A 17,932-nucleotide genomic window follows, 5' to 3' on the forward strand; every position below is an offset into this window, starting at 1 on the left:
ATGCAAAAGCCTCATTGTTAAGATCAAGCTCATAATCACCGTAATTTGTTTCTGTTTTTAATGTAGCATCAATAGTAACGTTCTTTGTCTGGGCACCTTTCATTGCTGAGAAAGAATAGCTGCCATCTGCATTTACAGTAAGTTCTTTGTAATAAGACGGTGTTTCACTTAAAATGTAATAAGAGTAAGAGGCATTTTCAATCAGGGAATCTTTTCCTGTATAGGTGTTGCTGCTTGTCTGTCCTCTGTTTGTCACTGTGATCGTTACAGAGTCGGAATCTGTGACCTGCTTCTGGTCTTTCAGAAGGGAAAGATCACTGACCTTTACAGGGAAAGTAACACCTGTTACATCGGTTCCATTGGGGTCTACGTGATAAGCGGAATTTCCGTTCATCATACCTGCGGTTCTTGATTTATTAAGAGTTGCAGATGTGAAAGCATCAACTTTTACATCATTATTTTTCAGTTCTGCCTTGTAGAAATCATCGTATGGAATATTCATAAGCACATAAGCTTCGCCCTGCTGTGCTTCTGCAGCAAAAGCATCCTGGACATCTTCGGTGGTAAATTCTTCCTGCGCATCCTCGGCGGCAAACTCTTCGGAAACAGAGAAATCTGTGCTGTCTGTAAGTACCCCACTGTCTGTGAAATCAGATGCCAGAACTGCATATGGCATGCTGGTCATAGCAACTGCGGCACTCATTACAACAGGTGCTATTTTTTTCATAAGTTTTTTGTTTGTCATGTTTTTCTCCTCTTCTAAAATTTTTTTGCGGAATCACTCTTACCAGAGGGTTAATCAACTTATTAACCAAAGGGATTTTACTTTTACCAAAAGGGAGTGACTTCTGCCAAAGATATTCATATAGGATTGCTATAGGTATGCCGTCAGCAGTAATTATATAAATTAGTCACTACTAACTCATAAAATAGTAACATGCCTGTCTGAAAAAATCCACACTTTTTTATCTGGGATATTCGTCATTTTTTCTCAATAAATACTTCAGTAAAAATCAGTATTAGTTACATCTAACTTGTGGTTGCGGGAATATTTTTTCTGTGTTAAAATGTCTGAAGAATTCTGATAATTCCATTTTGGATTTTTTGAGAGGAGAAAATAGATTTATGAAGCAAAAAACAGCCTGCCTTGGGCTTTTTTCAGCTGTGGCGATCATTCTGGGATATGTGGAATCACTGGTGCCGGTTTTTGCGGGGATTCCGGGGATTAAACTTGGACTTGCCAATCTGGGAGTACTTTTTATTTTGAAGAAATATTCATTTAGGGAGGCTGCCCTGGTTTCTGTTGTCCGCATTCTGGTGATCGGATTTATGTTCGGAAATCTGTTCAGTATCCTGTACAGTCTGGCAGGGGCCGCGCTTAGTATGACAGTTATGACACTTATGCTGAAAAAAACCTCCTTCAGTCTGATCGGTGTCAGCGTTGCAGGAGGTGTTTCCCATAATATCGGTCAGTTGATCATTGCCATGCTGATCGTACAAAATGCAAGTGTGTTTGTATACGCACCGGCACTTCTGGTGGCAGGTGTTGCTGCCGGGGTAGTAATCGGCGGACTTACTAACGAGATTTTGAAAAGAGTTCATCTATAACTTTAAAAGCATCAGTTATCTGAATTTATAATCTTTCAGATAACTGATGCTTTTTTCAATCTTCTTCTATATGTTCCCGTCCCTGGTTGATGATCGTGCGGACATGATCATCTGCCAGAGAATAGAAAATAGATTTTCCCTCTCTGCGGCTCTTTACCAGTTTATTCTGTTTCAGAATACGAAGCTGATGAGAAATCGCAGACTGAGTCATATTCAATGCTTTAGCGAGATCGCAGACGCATACCTCTGCCTCAAACAAAACAAACAAAATGCGTATTCTGGTAGAGTCTCCGAAAACCTTGAATAATTCGGCCAGATCATAAAGCTCTGTTTCTTCCGGCAGGGTTTCATCTACAATTTTAAGCAGATCTTCATGTATTTCATTACTCTCACATAATTCTTCTTTGCATACTTCCATTTTCTTACCTGTTACCTTTCCGGCTTATCACAAAAGGTTTCTGCTGATTTGCCTGTTTCTTATAAATTCTTTACAAATAATGTACGGATTGCGTTTAATACTGCCAGGATCATAACACCTACATCTGCAAAAATGGCCACCCACATGTTTGCAATACCTAAAGCTCCAAGGATCAGGCAGAGAATTTTAATGCCGATTGCAAAATAAATATTCTCATATACAATACGGATACATTTACGTGCAATTTTGATTGCTTTGGAAATCTTCAGAGGATCATCATCCATCAGAACGATATCTGCTGCTTCGATAGCTGCATCTGAACCAAGTGCTCCCATCGCAATACCAATATCGGCTCTGGATAATACAGGAGCATCATTGATACCGTCACCTACGAATGCAAGTTTATCCTTTTCAGACTTCTGATTAAGAAGTTCTTCTATCCTGGAAACTTTGTCAGCAGGTAAAAGTTCGCTGTATACTTCCTGGATTCCCAGTTCTTCGGCAACCTGATCTGCAACACGTTTTGAATCGCCTGTCAGCATAACAGTCTTGCTGATTCCGGCTTTCTTCAGTTCAGCGATTGCCTCTTTTGCATGAGGTTTGATAATATCGGATATCAGGATATGTCCTGCATATTTGCCGTCAATGGCCATATGCACAACAGTTCCTACATGATGGCAATCCTGATAAGCAATGCCAAGTCTGTTCATTAATTTGGTATTACCGGCAGCTACAGATATGCCGTCAACTTTGGCAATCACACCATTACCACTGATTTCTTCAATATCAGTAACACGATTTCTGTCGATTGGTTTTCCGTATGCTTTCTGCAGGCTCTTGCTGATCGGATGGGAGGAAGAACACTCGGCAAGTGCTGCATATTCTAACAATTTTTCGTCAGGCATTTTATTGTGATGAATACCACTTACTTCGAAGACACCCTGAGTCATAGTACCTGTTTTGTCAAATACAACATATTTTGTCTGAGCCAGTGTTTCCAGATAGTTGGAACCCTTGACCAGAATGCCCTGATTGCTGGCTCCGCCGATTCCTGCGAAGAAACTTAACGGGATGCTGATGACCAGCGCACATGGACAGCTGATTACAAGGAAGGTAAGGGCTCTGTAGATCCAGTCTCCCCACATGGCAGGTTTTCCCATAATAAGAAGTACGATCGGCGGGATAAATGCAAGAGCAAGGGCTCCGTAACATACTGCAGGTGTATAGTATTTCGCAAATTTGGAAATAAAGTTTTCAGATTTTGACTTTCTGGAGCTGGAATTCTCTACCAGTTCAAGAATCTTGGATACTGTAGATTCACCGAATTCCTTAGTTGTACGGATCTTCAGCAGACCTGTCATATTGATACAGCCACTGATCACTTCATCGCCTGCTTTTGCATCACGCGGAAGACTCTCACCTGTCAGTGCACTTGTATTTAATGTAGAAGTTCCCTCGGTGATCACTCCATCGATCGGTACTTTTTCACCCGGCTGAACAACAATAATGGTTCCGATCTCAACTTCATCAGGATCAACCTGTTCCAGTGTTCCGTCTTTCTCTATGTTCGCATAATCAGGACGGATATCCATCAGTTCACTGATGTTTCGTCTGCTCTTTCCCACTGCATAGCTCTGGAAAAGTTCTCCAATCTGGTAGAAAAGCATAACTGCAACACCCTCGGAATAATCGCCAAGGAGAATTGCACCTACTGTGGCTACAGCCATCAGAAAGTTCTCGTCAAACACCTGTTTATTTAAAATACCCTTAAATGCTTTCTTCAGGATATCATAGCCGATGACCAGATATGGGATCATAAAAAGAACAAATCTCAGGTATCCCTCTGCCGGCAGTAAGGAAAAGACCACGATCAGCACTGCTGCTATGATAATTCTGATCAGCATTTTCTTCTGCTTCTTGTTCATATCAATACCTCTCTCTTCTTATAAAAGCAGGACCGCTGCAAAAAACTTTCCGGCGAAAAGCTCAGTGCCGGGATACGTTTTATGCAACAGTCCATTCTCCGGATAACTCAGAATTAAAGATAAATCTCACAGTCGTCTTCTACCTTCTTGCAGTTCTTTAATACGTCTTTCATAACTGCTTTTGGATCCTGTCCGTCTTCGAATTCAACGATCATCTTCAGCATCATAAAGTTAACTGTTGCATCTTTAACGCCGGCTGTATTCCTGGTAGCTTCCTCCATTTTATTAGCACAATTTGCACAGTCTACATCGATTTTATAAGTTTTCTTCATAATATTTTCCCTTTCCGCTCATCTCTTTTATATTAACATATGAGCACTTGTTCATTTGTTTGATTTTATTATAGCATTATTTTCTCTTCTGTCAATAGTTTTGAGGAGATTTCTTTACGGAAATAAAAAGTTATGTTATAATCCATGTTATTATAGTTTAACGTGTTGCTTTAATGTTTTAAAAAACAGGATATTATTATCTGGCAGGTATCAAAATCATAAAAAGAAATATGATACTCTTTGACAGAACATAACTGCCTGTACTGTTTGCGTACAGCAGTTCACAGTAGCAATATCGGAAAGAAAAAAGGAGGGTATCAATATGGCGATACATGAATCAGGAGAAGATTATCTCGAAGCGATCCTTATGATCCAAAAAAGAAACGGTAATGTCCGCTCTATCGACATTGCGCATGAACTGTCTTTTTCAAAACCGAGTGTCAGTGTTGCAATGAAGAATTTGAAAGCCAGTAATTACATTACGATTGATGAAAATGGATTTATCAATCTGACGGAAACCGGGCAGGAAATTGCAGATAAGATTTATGAAAGACATACCTTTCTGACCGGATGGCTGACTTCTATCGGAGTTGACCCGAAGGTTGCAGCCGAGGATGCCTGTAAGATGGAGCATGCGATCAGCGCAGAGAGTTTTGCTGCCATTAAGAAGTCTATTGCAGGCACGCATGAAAATTATAGCAATCCTCGTAAATAATGCATTTAAGACAGTTCAGCAGCGTGCGAAAGACAAGGAAGATATCTGCAGGCGTGCTGACGCACGGCAAAGATATCTGACGCAGGATTTCACACTCTGCTGGGCTGGATTAAGATGCATTATTTTAGAGGATTGCTATAAATAAAAACATAATAAAAACCATATCCCGGATTTTCAGAGACTAAGCATCTGTTGCTTTATCATGAAATCCCGGATATGGTTTTTTATGGTTATCTTTATGCTTCCTCTTCTTTTGGAAGAAGATTTCTCATACTTCTTAAACTGATAGTCAGTGTTGACATGTTATGAAGCAGTGCAGATGTTGTAGGCATAATGATACCTGTAACTCCAAGTGCGATCAGACCGCCGTTTATACCGATAATAGTTCTGTAATTATTGTGGATACGCTTCATCAGCGCTGTACTCAGTCTCTTTAACGTAACAATCTCATGGAGATTATCTGCAGAAATTGTAACATCTGCAATCTCACGTGCAATAGCTGCGCCATCACTGATAGCAATTCCCACACTTGCAGAAGAAAGTGCCAGTGAATCATTGATCCCATCACCGATCATAATAACTTTATGCCCCAGTTCTTTTTCTTTCTCTACAAAAGATGCCTTATCTTCCGGCAGAACTTCGGAGTAATATTCATCTACGCCTACACGTTTCGCAATAGCTGCTGCTGTACGTTCACTGTCACCGGTCATCATTACGACTTTTGTAATGCCGGCTTCTTTTAATTCACGTACTGCATCTGCAGCCTCTTCACGAAGCGGATCTTCTACACAGATAACTGCTGCAAGTTTTCCTTCGATTGCAAGATACAGGTGAGAACATTCTAATGGCAGGTGTTCAAATCTGTCTTCCATTCCTTCCGGAATTACACACTTTTCATCTTCCATTACGAAATGCCAGCTTCCGATCACTGCCTTTTTGCCTTCAATAGTTGTAGAAATACCATGAGCTACGATATATTCTACTTTTGAATGCATTTCCTCATGAACAAGATGTTTCTCTTTGGCTGCATTGACAACTGCTCTTGCCATGGAATGAGGGAAATGTTCCTCCATACATGCTGCAATACGCAGAAGCTCATCTGAACTCAGCTCGTCACTGAAAGATACCACATCTGAAACTACAGGCTTTGCTTTTGTAAGTGTACCCGTCTTGTCAAATACAATAGTCGTGGCATCAGCCATTGCTTCCATATATTTACCACCCTTTACAGTAATACTGTGAGTACTTGCCTCACGTATAGCGGATAATACGGAAACAGGCATGGCAAGCTTCAGTGCGCAGGAGAAATCTACCATAAGTACCGCAAGGGTTTTCGTCATGTTTCTGGTAAGCAGATAAGTTATCCCTGTACCTGCAAGAGTGTATGGCACAAGTCTGTCTGCAAGATGTTCTGCATTACTTTCCACAGAGGATTTCAGCTTCTCAGAATCCTCGATCATGTTGACGATCTTCTCATAGCGGCTGGAACCTGCTGCTTCTTTAACCTTAACAGTGAGTTCGCCCTCTTCCAGAACAGTTCCTGCATAGGCAAAGCTGCCTTCTGCTTTACGTACAGGCGCAGATTCACCTGTCAGAGAAGTCTGGTTGACCATTGCTTCTCCTGCTGCAACATCTCCGTCAAACGGAATCACATTACCCATATGTACGCGTATCAGATCACCTGCTTTAACAGAAGAAGCAGATATAAGAACCTCCTGTCCGTCTTCATTTACAAACCATACTTTCTCTGCATTGATAGACATGCTTCTTGCAAGGTCATTGACGGATTTCTTATGTGTCCATTCCTCAAGGATCTCACCGATTCCAAGCAGGAACATGGTGGAACCTGCAGTATTGAAGTCACCGCGGAGCATAGATACACCGATTGCTGCTGCATCCAGAACAGGTACCTCCAGTTTGCCCTTCATCAGAGTACGTACACCATGATAAATGTATTTCACTGATTTTACTGTAGTGATCGCTACACGTACCGGGTATGGCAGAAACATTTTATTTAATGTACGCATTACTACAGAGTTGATCAGTTTTTCTTTATAGGTTTCGTTTAATTCACGTCCGGAATTCTCAAGTGCTGATTCAGATACCTGAGCAGTTTCATAGGAAAATCTGCTCAGTAAACGAATCAGCCCATCTCTGCTGCCGGTATAGACAACAGCGACATCCTGAGTCCTTACATAAACCGATGCCTTGCTGATATTTGCCTCTTTCTCCAGATAACACTGCAGAATATCCGCCTGTCTATAGGTCATGTGTTTCTGGGCAAGGTGGATACGGATTCGTCCTTTTATTTCATGCTTAATAGCAAATTTCATTATTCCTCGCTGCCTTCTTCTGTTTCTTCTGTCTCTTCTTTGAAATCTGTTGTCTCTTCTGTTTCTTCTGCTGCTTCGTCAGCTGTATCTTCTACCACTTCCTCAGCTGCTGCTCTGTCTTCATTGATCTGCTGTGCTTCTGCATAAATATCCTCAGCATTCTCCTGAATTGCGGAAGCTGTTTTCATTACACATGCCTTTGCACGTAAAACGGCTGCTGTGCAGTTTGTGTATAATTTCTTTGCATCTTTACTTGTAAGAATCTTGATACCTGCTGTACCGAAAGCTACTCCTGCTGCAAAGATTCCTGTTTTTTTACCGTCAAATTTAATCATTGATGTATCCTCCTGTTGTGATTTTTAATTTATTGTAACCACTCAGCATCCTTTCGGTGCTGAACAGTTATGAACTGTTTTCAGATAAATATGATGGGCAAACGCATTATTGCGACATCAGCTTATTTATATTTCATGTATTATACAGCCAAAATTCTCATATTTCTACTTTTTATCTTCTTGTTGAGAAATGTTCTCATTTCAGACATGTTAAGAAGGTTACCGGAAACCGTATTGCCAAAAGAGAGTAAAAAACTGAAGAAATATCAGAGAAAGCCACCGGAAATTATACTCTTCAGCATTTTCCCGGCGGTCATCAGTTCGTTCTCTATTTAAATTTTTACTTGTTTTCAATGTTTAAAATCACAGGAATTTACGAACATCCGCTCGATTTCCTGTTTGTCAATGTATCCACAGGCCTTCAGTCCTGTCAGGACTACATTGTTAGAACTGTCTTTTGATAATTTCTGGACTGTATTATCATACCAGCTCGATGGTGCAATACACTTTGATCTTTACAATCACGGATTTCTGACGATTTTACAGATATTTCTTCTGCTGATCGCACCAATTTCTTCCAAAAGGTTTACCATACGGTACACCGTAGCTGATCCGATGCCCGGATCCAGGCGGGATGCATTGTAATAGATTTCTTTACAGCAGGAACACTCATTTTCAAGAATGACTTCCAACAGCATTCTTCTCTGTTTGGTAATCCTGCATCCTCGCTTCTTTAATTCCTGGATTACAACATCTTTCTGCATTCGGGTTCTCTGGTAATTGGGCTCTTTACAATTTTCCTGTCTCTGTAATGCTGCTGCTCCCAAAATCACATCATCCTTCCGCTTGTTAATTTCTGTTTCCTGACATATGGCTGCTGTTTGGCATCAGGTTTCAGTAATATGCCTGATTCTCAATGGCACCCTCTGCAGTGGCTGCAGTCTCCGCCACATGATGACTTGCCACTTTTTTTGTCTCTGACGATTCCTCTTATGATCAGTCCGACAATTAAAATCAAAATTGCTCCTACAATCAATGTTCCCATAAATGACACCTCCTGCTTTATATCATTATCATACACATATAATCACTATACTGCAATCTGATAATCAGCAGTCCACTAACTGTGAAGATACGTTACTGTTCACTTCGTTCTCAGTAACACGCTCCGCGATGAAAAAGGTATGAAACAGTTGCAATTCTGTTTATCAGAACCCGCACCACCAGATGGGACGCAGGCTCTGATCTTATTACTGTTTTATCTGGCTTTTGCCATACCCTTTACCTTTACATTAAGGCTGCCGCTTTCCTTATAAGGTCTGAACAGCAGATATAAAAATCCGATGATAATTGCGAATGCAACCACTGTCCAGATACCGAAACCGCCGCCTGTAACCAGTGTACCGATCTGATAGATACACAGAGACACAAGATATGCAAGTCCACACTGATATCCGATTGCAAATAAAAACCATTTTGTATTGTTCATCTCTCTCTTGATCGCACCCATAGCTGCGAAGCAAGGAGCACAAAGAAGGTTGAATACCAGGAAGCCGTAAGCTGCGATCGGTGTCATGGCTGCTGCCAGGTTACCCCAGATCTCAGCACCGTCTTCTGCAACTTCTGCGAATCCATAAAGCATACCAAATGTAGCTACTACATTCTCTTTTGCGATCAGACCTGTAACAGCTGCAACTGCCATCTTCCATCCTTCGCCGGCTTTTGTCCAACCGAGAGGTGCAAAGATCCATGCGATTGCTGTACCGATCTTAGAAAGGATACTCTCGTTAAGTTCTTCAACCATACCGAAGCTTCCGCCTTCCCATCCGAAGCTCATTAAGAACCACAGAATGATTGTTGAAAGAAGGATGATTGTTCCGGCTTTCTTAATGAAGGACCAGCCTCTTTCCCACATACTTCTTAAGATATTGCTGACTGTTGGCCAGTGGTATGCAGGAAGCTCCATAACGAACGGAGCCGGATCACCGGCAAACATTTTTGTTTTCTTTAAGATGATACCGGAGCAGATAATTGCTGCAATACCGACAAAGTAACAACTTGTTGAAACCCATCCGCTGTTTCCGAAGAACGCACCTGCGATCATGGCAATGATCGGAAGTTTAGCTCCGCAGGGAACGAATGTAGTTGTCATGATTGTCATCTTTCTGTCACGGTCATTCTCGATCGTACGGGAAGCCATAACACCCGGAACACCGCATCCGCTGCCGATAAGCATTGGAATGAAGGATTTACCTGAAAGACCGAATTTACGGAAAATTCTGTCCATGATAAATGCTACACGAGCCATGTAACCACAGGACTCAAGGAATGCAAGGAATGCAAACAGTACAAGCATCTGAGGTACGAAACCGAGAACAGCTCCCACACCGGCTACAATACCGTCAAGGATCAGTCCCTGTAACCATGCTGCACAGCCAATCGCATTCAGTCCGGATTCAATTGCCGGAGGAATGATCTCACCAAACAGAACTTCGTTTGTCCAGTCAGTTACGAAAGCACCAACTGTAGTTACAGATACAAAATATACAATAAACATTACAACTGCAAAAATCGGCAGTGCCAGCCATCTGTTGGTAACAATACGGTCGATCTTATCAGATGTGGAAAGCTTATCTTTTCTTGCCTTAGTCACACACTGACCAATGATAGAAGAAATATAAACATATCTCTCATTTGTGATAATACTTTCTGTATCGTCGTCAAACTCATCTTCCATTTCTTTGATCTCGGCAGATACATTTACGGATGTATTCATCTGCTCAATGATCTTGTCATCTCTTTCAAGAAGCTTGATTGCGAAGAATCTCTTCTGTTCTTCCGGTACCACACCGGTCAATTTATTCTCAACTGCTCCGATGATCTCTTCTGCTTTATCGCAGAATTCATGGACAGGTGTTACTTTCCTATGGCTCTGGGCAATGGAAACTGCCTTGTTTGCAGCTTCTGTGATTCCAGTTCCCTTCAAAGCAGAAATAGTAACAACTTCACAGCCAAGTTTCTTTTTCAGTTTATCAATATGTATTGTATCACCGTTTTTCTCAACGATATCCATCATGTTGACTGCCATGATGACCGGAATCCCAAGTTCCAGAATCTGTGTTGTAAGATACAGGTTACGTTCAATATTGGTACCATCAACGATATTGATGATTGCATCCGGTTTTTCCTGAAGAATGTAATTTCTTGCAACTACCTCTTCAAGTGTATATGGTGATAAAGAATAAATACCAGGTAAGTCAGTGAGGACCACATCCTTGTGTCCCTTCAGCTTACCCTCTTTTTCTCGACAGTTACACCTGGCCAGTTACCTACAAACTGATTTGAGCCGGTCAGTGCATTGAATAATGTCGTTTTACCGCAGTTCGGATTACCTGCGAGTGCAATTTTTACTGACATAATCTCTCTCCTCTGATTTCTTGATCTCTTTTATTTTGATCGCTTTATCCAGTCTTTCTGCTGTTGATATCACACTCAACAGTTATTAGTCATCACTAATACTTAGTTTTTATTAACTATTAGATGGCACTAATTGTTAGAAAGACCTAACATGATGTCAAAAAAAATTATTCCACGACAATCATTTCGGCATCTGCTTTACGTAAGGATAATTCATATCCTCTTACAGTTACTTCTACAGGATCTCCCAGAGGTGCAACTTTTCTTACATAAATTTCCACGCCTTTAGTGATTCCCATATCCATGATTCTTCTCTTGACCGGACCTTCACCGGTAAGCTTCTGGACTTTAACGGTCTCTCCAACATGAACTTCTTTTAATGTCTTCAAGTTTCTTTCCCTTCTTTCCCCGGAGCGTGTTTGAAAAATCATTTCCACAATCTATACGCTCTGGAATTTTATTTTTCTTTCAGGAAGAAATTATGGTTCAGACCATAATTTTGCTTGCCATATCTTTTCCAATGGCAACCCTGGATTCTTTAACATTAACGATCAGGCTTCCGTTAATCTCAGAAACAACTGTGACAACTCCTCCTACTACGAAGCCAAGCTCCTCAAGATGTCTCTTTACTTCTTCTTTGCCTCCGATCCTTTTGATTGTAAAAGGTTCACCGGCATTTACCATTGATAACGGCATTTCTTCATCCCTTCCTTTGCATTTATTAAGTGATAAATATTATCTTTATCATGTGGTTAGTGTATTCTAATTTTGGTTAGATGTCAATAACTTTAATGAAATTCTTAATGATAAAGTTTTTCAGTTTAAAACATCAATAATTTTTCTCATTAATTCATCACTATATTATGCAATATATACAAAAAGTATTTATCAGCAACGTGCTTCGAGAATACCGTTGAGTGCATTTCCGCTGCTGGTATGGCAGCGCACAATATCTGTAGAAGCGCCAACCTCGTCCAGTGCGCATTTTACCATCTTATGGGATACAGTATTTGTAAAAAGTACCAGAAGATCCGGACATCCTATCTTTTTGCCGAAGTCGGCTTCCATCTGTGTAAATACTTTACATTTACATTTATAAGATTTGCAGATTTTTTTGTACTGTCCTACCATTCTGTCATGTCCGCCTACGATTACAATACTCATGTATTATCCTCCTTTTGTTCTTTTTGATATATTAATATGGGGATTGGAAAGTATTTATCCCTTGCCTGATAATCGGGCATTGATAATACTTTGGTTACAGTTAACTTTCTCTAACTATAAGTTAGTATAAGCTAACACGAACTGCTTGTCAATATCTTCATGAAAATTTTGCGAAATTAATCCAAATTGTGAAGCAATTATTTATAAAAAAGAATCCTGCTTGCAGGATTAGCAGGATTAATTTCCTGTAATATAATAAAACTGCCATACAGTAATCCAACTGTACAGCAGTCTTTATGTATTTGTTAATATCTGTTATTTTTCGGGATTGGAATCATCATTCCGGCAATGCCACATGATCCAGTATTCCAGTAAGATGTGCGATGGTTATCCCGTAATTGGTCACAGGTACCTGTTGCTTCTTTGCCCTGTCGATGCGGTACATCACATATTTCCGGTTAAACATACATGCTCCGCACTGGATGATCAGATCATATCCGGTAAGGTCATCCGGAAAATCGGTTCCGCTTACCAGCTCTACCTGCAGGTTTTCTCCAAATCGTTTTTTCAGCATCCGGGGAATTTTCACTCTGCCAATATCCTCTTTCAGAGGTGCATGTGTGCAGCATTCGGCAATCAGTACATGAGAAGTTTCTTTCAGACTGTCAATTGCTTTTGCTCCCTCTATGTAGTAAGAAAGATCTCCCTTGTATGCCGCAAACAGTACAGAAAAGGAAGTAAGCATGCTCTCTTTTGGTTTGTTCTCATAGATGTATGGGAACACCTGAGAATCTGTGATGATCAGCTTCGGTGGTCTGGAAAGAGTCTTCAATGCAGCCGGATACCGGTCAGTAGTTACACTCATTATGAGACATCTTTTATCCAGCAGTTCTCGTAGAGTCTGTACCTGGGGCAGGATCAGCCGTCCCTTTGGTGCCTGGATATCCTGTGGCATTACAAGGAGTACCAGATCATCTTTGGAAACCAGATTCCCGGTGATCATTCTGTTACCGTAGCCTTCCGGGATTTTTTCTGCCAGAAGCTCTTTTAGTTTCCGGATTCCCTCTCCCGTTTCAGAACTGACAGGACAGACTGTTTCTCCTGTATTTTTCTGAATCATCTGAATCAGATATTCTTTTTGTTCCTGTGTATATAGATCAGCTTTACCAAGCACCGGGATTACCGGTGTCTGCCGTTTCTTAAAATAGTTATACCATTTTAATTCCTGTACCATTTCATCCCCGCAGAAAAGGATGATCGCCAGTTCAGTTTTCTGTGCAGCCAGACTGGTTTTTTCTATTCGTAATGCACCCAGTTCTCCTTCATCATCAAATCCTGCCGTATCGATGAGGACACAGGGACCAAGAGGATAGATTTCCATTGATTTGTATACAGGATCTGTGGTAGTTCCGGCAACATCCGCAACAATCGATACTTTCTGCCCGGAAAAAGTATTGATAAATGAGGATTTTCCACTGTTGGTTTTGCCAAAGATTCCGATATGCAGACGGTTTCCGGAAGGTGTTTCGTTCAGTGTCACTGCCATATTAATCCCTTCTTTCAAGAATTATGTTGATCGTTAAAAGTGCAGAGAATGTCAGAATCGGAAATCTCTCTGTCCGTTTACAATATCTGCAAGGTGTTCTTCCGTAAGTTTCCTTATCTTTTCGCCCGGGATATTTTCCAGTTCTTTTTGAATCAGCTCCAGTCCGACTTTTTTCGTCTCAGGGCTTGCATAATCCTGGAGATATTCCATCAATGTCATCAGTGCATTGGGATGGCAGCAGTTGGAAATCTGTTTACTTTTGCACAAAGACATAAAACGGTCACCTGTTCTTCCTGCTCTGTAACAGGCAGTACAGAAGCTTGGGATATCTCCCATACCCATCAGCCAGTTAACGATTTCATCCAGAGATCTCTGGTCACTGACGTCAAATTGTGCAGATGTCACTTCATCTTCTGTTTCAGGAACGTCATACCCGCCAACACTTGTTCTGGAGGCACCGCTGATCTGAGAAACTCCCAGAGGAAGTACTTTTTCACGAACTGCTTTACTTTCTCTTGTGGAAATGATCATTCCCGTATATGGCACAGCAATCCTGATCAGTGCACAGATTTTGGCAAAAACTTCATCACTGATACTGTTATCAAAAGCAGAAGGATCAATATCATCCGCATGTTTGATACGAGGCACACTGATAGTATGAGGACCTACTCCATGAACTGCCTCAAGATGTTCCGCATGCATCAGAAGCCCGGCAAACTCATATCTGTAAAGTTCAAGACCAAATAATACACCCAGTCCTACATCATCAATGCCGCCTTCCATTGCGCGGTCCATTGCTTCTGTATGATAGGCATAGTTATGTTTCGGACCTGTTGGATGAAGTGTTTCGTAACTTTCTTTATGATAAGTCTCCTGAAAAAGAATGTAGGTACCGATTCCTGCATCTTTTAATTTCCTGTAATTTTCCACAGTTGTGGCAGCAATATTTACATTGACACGTCGAATGGCACCATTCTTATGTTTAATGCTGTAGATTGTCTGGATGCATTCCAGAATGTACTCGATGGGATTATTGATCGGATCCTCTCCGGCTTCAATAGCAAGACGTTTATGTCCCATATCCTGAAGGGCAGTTACTTCTTTTACAATTTCTTCCTGAGTAAGTTTTTTGCGGGCAATATGCTGATTTTTCTTATGATACGGACAGTACACACAGCCGTTTACGCAATAGTTGGAAAGATACAGAGGGGCAAACAGAACGATTCTGTTTCCGTAGAATTCTTTCTTGATCTCCGCTGCCAGATCATACATCTCCTGAATCTTCTCAGGAATGGGACAGGCAAGAAGGACAGAGGCTTCTCTGTGGGTAAGTCCTTTACATTCTTTTGCCTTCGCAAGGATCTGGTCGATCAGCGCCACATTTTCTTTGTTTGCATCTGCATATGCAAGGGTTTCTCTGATCTCTTCGTCGGAAATAAATTCCTCTGCTTTTAATGATTTTGGATTATACATAGATTTGTTTCCTTTCTTTTCGGTCAGGGGCTTCCTTATCTGCCGCTTTCCGATTAGTTTTTTCTATATTCAGTTTTATGTTCCGCTTATCGCGGATGCTTAAGTTATTCAGGAGTAAACTGCAGTCATGCTTTATAATCGCCTCTGTCTGTCACTACTTCATAACCAATGCTCTTCATACGTGCTGCCATACAGGCTTTGCATTCAGCAGCTTCATCACCTGTACAGATCTTATTATCATAAAGGGTATACTTATCCCGGACATTGACCGGTGATAAATTGGGCATTACTACATTGGCCCCTGCCAAAATTCCCTTCTCTCTGCCCTTGGGGTCTATGGTTCCAAGGGCTGTTGTTGCCGGAAGAAGTGCGTGTGGGTGGATCAGGCGGATAATTGACAATAATCGCAGAGTCTGCTCCAGAGTTCCGGGTAATTCTTTAGCAAACGGGGTGTCTTTGTGAGGAATAAACGGTCCAATTCCTATCATTTCAGGCTTTAATTCCTTAATAAATAAAAGATCGCAGTAAAGTGTATCTACAGTTTGTCCCGGAGATCCTACCATGAATCCACATCCGGTTTGATATCCTATTTTCTTCAGGTTTTTCAGACAATTTTTTCTGAAAACCAGGGACATCTGTTCCGGGTGAAGTTTTTTGTAATGATCTTCATCTGCTGTCTCATGACGCAAGAGATATCTGTCAGCGCCTGCATTAAAATATGCCTGATAGCTTTCTTCACTCTTTTCTCCAATAGAAAGAGTCACTGCACAGTCAGGGTATATTTCTTTAATCGTGCGGACAATCTGACAAATATGTTCATCTGTGAAATGCGGATCTTCTCCGCCCTGCAGAACAAAAGTCCGAAAACCAAGATTCCATCCTGTTTCACAGCAGGACAGAATCTGTTCCAAAGAAAGCCGGTATCTGTCTGCATCCGTATTTGAACAGCGTATACCACAATAATAACAATTGTTCTTGCAGTAATTTGTAAATTCGATCAGACCACGGACATAAATTTTATTTCCGTAAATTGCTTTTGCGGTCTGTTGTGCTCTTCTTCGTAGTTCTTCCGTTACCAGTGGATTCTGTGTATGTAAAATCATTTCCAGTTCTTCTCTGGTAATATTCTGTGTCTCCTGAATGTGTTCAGGTGTCTGCAACTCTGCTGATGCCATATATTTTCATTTCCTCTAAGCTTTCGAATAGACTGTTTTTGCTGAAACCCCTGCCAGCCGGCCAATTTTTCCGGTCAGTGCATTGATTATATCCAGAGGTGCATCTATTGCCACACTGATAATGCTTATCCCTCTCTGCCTGTAAGGAATCCCCATTCTGCCGATGATATAAATGCCATATTCATGAAGAATCCTGTTCAGACATTCTACAGAATCTGAATTCTCTACTATAATACTAATCACTGCAATTCTGCTTTCCATAGAAACACCTCTCATATAATTAGTCAACTTATCTGCACATTAGAATTTACAAAAGTTAACAACTCTCTGGATCTGGTGACTGATCGGATAGTAATCATAACCATAAACCCCTGTCATCCAGCCGGCATACTGTGCTTCCGGATCATAATAAAGACCATTGATTTCTACCCAGCAATGACGGGTGAAGCCATCTGCCGCTCCATCTCTGCTTCCCGGTACCCGGCCACAGATCATATACGGTGTATATCCTATTTCTCTTGCAAGAGCAGCAAAAATACAGGAAAATCCATAACAGTTGCCATATCCTGTACGAAACATCCTCAATGCCTCACTGCGCGCCCAGCCACTCTGGTAAATGTTAGGATCCGGACCACCATAGTAAAATCCTCCGTAAACAACATATTTCCAACATGCATAAAGCTTCTGGCTCTGACTCATACCTGAATTTGTGATTGACGATACAATCTGCATCACACGCATTTTCAGCAGAGCATTATAATCTTTTCTTGCAGCACCGGAATTGGTAAAATAAAGCTGTCCGTTCTGTCTGGATTTCTTCTGATACAGCCTTCCTTTTGGATCCGCATAATACAGATTATTCTTATAGATAAAATATCCAATGCTGGCACGGCCGTGTTCTGTCCTTATATGATAAATATTGGATCCGGATTTTACAATTTTATTCTGTTTATTCTCAAATAAACGTCCTTTCTCATCAAAAACATAAACTACATTGTTGATACGCTGTCCTCCTCGCACAGCATTTCCATTTGCGCCAAAATAATACTTATAACCATTATATCTCTTCCATTTGTTCTTAACCATCTTTCCCTTGTAATAATAGTAAATCTTATTTCCCTTTGTAACCAGTTCTCTTATGGGAACCGGAGATGGCGTCGGGGATACCCCGGACTGCTCTGTAACAGGAATATCATTTTCCGCAGCCTGTACACCAAATACCGGCACTGCCAAAACAGCAACTGCCATTATGATATAAAGTAATTTTTTCAGTGTTTTCATAACCCTTTTTCTCCTTACATATTCTCGTGAATCCAGAAACAAAAAATATAACCATATACCATGATTACGATCCTGTCTCTTCCATTCCCTTCTTCACTTTAGTGTAACAAAAAATCTATCTGATTTCCATATTTTTGTGGCATTTTAGCAAAAAAATACTGCTGCCCGAACTTTTATCAATGTTTCGAACAGCAGTATCTGCTATATCTC

General features: G+C 40.9%; 17 protein-coding genes and 2 pseudogenes. 2 read left to right on the plus strand and 17 right to left on the minus strand.

The genetic code is table 11. From position 1 onward, the window contains the following. Window positions 1-745: pseudogene (locus AC075L_RS04980) on the minus strand (Ig-like domain-containing protein); the annotation flags it as partial. 380 nt (window positions 746-1,125) lie between these two features. Here AC075L_RS04980 and AC075L_RS04985 point away from each other — a divergent pair. Continuing rightward, window positions 1,126-1,608 (plus strand): Gx transporter family protein, encoded by a 483-nt coding sequence (locus tag AC075L_RS04985; protein ID WP_008703072.1) that lies wholly within the window; start codon window positions 1,126-1,128, stop codon window positions 1,606-1,608. A gap of 55 nt (window positions 1,609-1,663) precedes the next feature. Here the strand turns inward: AC075L_RS04985 and AC075L_RS04990 are convergent, their stop codons facing one another. The 3 genes from AC075L_RS04990 to AC075L_RS05000 all read right to left on the minus strand — a co-directional run bounded on the left by AC075L_RS04990 (window position 1,664) and on the right by AC075L_RS05000 (window position 4,283). Then, window positions 1,664-2,026: an ArsR/SmtB family transcription factor gene (locus tag AC075L_RS04990; RefSeq protein WP_008703071.1), complete on the minus strand. Its 363-nt coding sequence runs from the start codon at window positions 2,024-2,026 to the stop codon at window positions 1,664-1,666. Window positions 2,027-2,085: 59 nt separating this feature from the next. Further along, entirely contained in the window at window positions 2,086-3,951 is a 1,866-nt protein-coding gene (locus AC075L_RS04995; RefSeq protein ID WP_196049227.1) for a heavy metal translocating P-type ATPase, read from the minus strand. A 113-nt stretch (window positions 3,952-4,064) separates the two neighbouring features. After that, the gene (locus AC075L_RS05000; protein ID WP_026649923.1) at window positions 4,065-4,283 is read right to left on the minus strand and encodes a cation transporter; all 219 of its coding nucleotides are present in this window, start codon (window positions 4,281-4,283) and stop codon (window positions 4,065-4,067) included. Between the two features lie 322 nt (window positions 4,284-4,605). Here AC075L_RS05000 and AC075L_RS05005 point away from each other — a divergent pair, with 322 nt between their 5' ends. Further along, on the plus strand, window positions 4,606-4,998 hold the full coding sequence (locus tag AC075L_RS05005; RefSeq protein WP_022380700.1) for a metal-dependent transcriptional regulator: 393 nt from the start codon (window positions 4,606-4,608) through the stop codon (window positions 4,996-4,998). A 236-nt stretch (window positions 4,999-5,234) separates the two neighbouring features. Here AC075L_RS05005 and AC075L_RS05010 read toward each other — a convergent pair whose 3' ends face one another. The 13 genes and pseudogenes from AC075L_RS05010 to AC075L_RS05070 all read right to left on the minus strand — a co-directional run bounded on the left by AC075L_RS05010 (window position 5,235) and on the right by AC075L_RS05070 (window position 17,722). Beyond that, a complete protein-coding gene (locus AC075L_RS05010; RefSeq protein WP_196049226.1) occupies window positions 5,235-7,331 on the minus strand; it encodes a heavy metal translocating P-type ATPase in 2,097 nt (698 codons plus the stop codon). Next, window positions 7,331-7,666, minus strand: a complete 336-nt coding sequence (locus AC075L_RS05015) for a DUF6110 family protein (RefSeq protein WP_008703066.1) — start codon at window positions 7,664-7,666, stop codon at window positions 7,331-7,333. The genes AC075L_RS05010 and AC075L_RS05015 overlap by 1 nt, the downstream gene beginning before the upstream one ends. A gap of 521 nt (window positions 7,667-8,187) precedes the next feature. Beyond that, on the minus strand, window positions 8,188-8,493 hold the full coding sequence (locus AC075L_RS05020; RefSeq protein ID WP_476387273.1) for a transcriptional repressor: 306 nt from the start codon (window positions 8,491-8,493) through the stop codon (window positions 8,188-8,190). Window positions 8,494-8,579: 86 nt separating this feature from the next. Beyond that, window positions 8,580-8,711 carry a FeoB-associated Cys-rich membrane protein gene (locus AC075L_RS05025; protein WP_008703063.1) on the minus strand — a complete coding sequence of 44 codons (132 nt, stop codon included), beginning with the start codon at window positions 8,709-8,711 and terminating at the stop codon, window positions 8,580-8,582. 213 nt (window positions 8,712-8,924) lie between these two features. Continuing rightward, window positions 8,925-11,083: pseudogene (feoB, locus tag AC075L_RS05030) on the minus strand (ferrous iron transport protein B). A gap of 167 nt (window positions 11,084-11,250) precedes the next feature. Continuing rightward, window positions 11,251-11,472: a FeoA family protein gene (locus AC075L_RS05035; RefSeq protein ID WP_022380698.1), complete on the minus strand. Its 222-nt coding sequence runs from the start codon at window positions 11,470-11,472 to the stop codon at window positions 11,251-11,253. A gap of 97 nt (window positions 11,473-11,569) precedes the next feature. Further along, on the minus strand, window positions 11,570-11,779 hold the full coding sequence (locus AC075L_RS05040) for a FeoA family protein (protein ID WP_008703058.1): 210 nt from the start codon (window positions 11,777-11,779) through the stop codon (window positions 11,570-11,572). A 192-nt stretch (window positions 11,780-11,971) separates the two neighbouring features. After that, on the minus strand, window positions 11,972-12,247 hold the full coding sequence (locus AC075L_RS05045; RefSeq protein ID WP_008703057.1) for a DUF2325 domain-containing protein: 276 nt from the start codon (window positions 12,245-12,247) through the stop codon (window positions 11,972-11,974). 337 nt (window positions 12,248-12,584) lie between these two features. Continuing rightward, window positions 12,585-13,793 (minus strand): [FeFe] hydrogenase H-cluster maturation GTPase HydF, encoded by a 1,209-nt coding sequence (gene hydF / locus AC075L_RS05050; protein WP_196049224.1) that lies wholly within the window; start codon window positions 13,791-13,793, stop codon window positions 12,585-12,587. Window positions 13,794-13,844: 51 nt separating this feature from the next. Then, a complete protein-coding gene (hydG, locus tag AC075L_RS05055; protein WP_196049223.1) occupies window positions 13,845-15,266 on the minus strand; it encodes a [FeFe] hydrogenase H-cluster radical SAM maturase HydG in 1,422 nt (473 codons plus the stop codon). Window positions 15,267-15,391: 125 nt separating this feature from the next. After that, window positions 15,392-16,441, minus strand: a complete 1,050-nt coding sequence (gene hydE, locus AC075L_RS05060; RefSeq protein ID WP_196049222.1) for a [FeFe] hydrogenase H-cluster radical SAM maturase HydE — start codon at window positions 16,439-16,441, stop codon at window positions 15,392-15,394. A gap of 15 nt (window positions 16,442-16,456) precedes the next feature. Then, a complete protein-coding gene (locus tag AC075L_RS05065) occupies window positions 16,457-16,702 on the minus strand; it encodes a TM1266 family iron-only hydrogenase system putative regulator (RefSeq protein ID WP_020993889.1) in 246 nt (81 codons plus the stop codon). A gap of 39 nt (window positions 16,703-16,741) precedes the next feature. After that, window positions 16,742-17,722: a transglutaminase domain-containing protein gene (locus AC075L_RS05070; protein WP_118574278.1), complete on the minus strand. Its 981-nt coding sequence runs from the start codon at window positions 17,720-17,722 to the stop codon at window positions 16,742-16,744. Window positions 17,723-17,932 lie beyond the last annotated feature (210 nt).

The organism is Blautia sp. ZXY-1-B12, assembly GCF_056339915.1.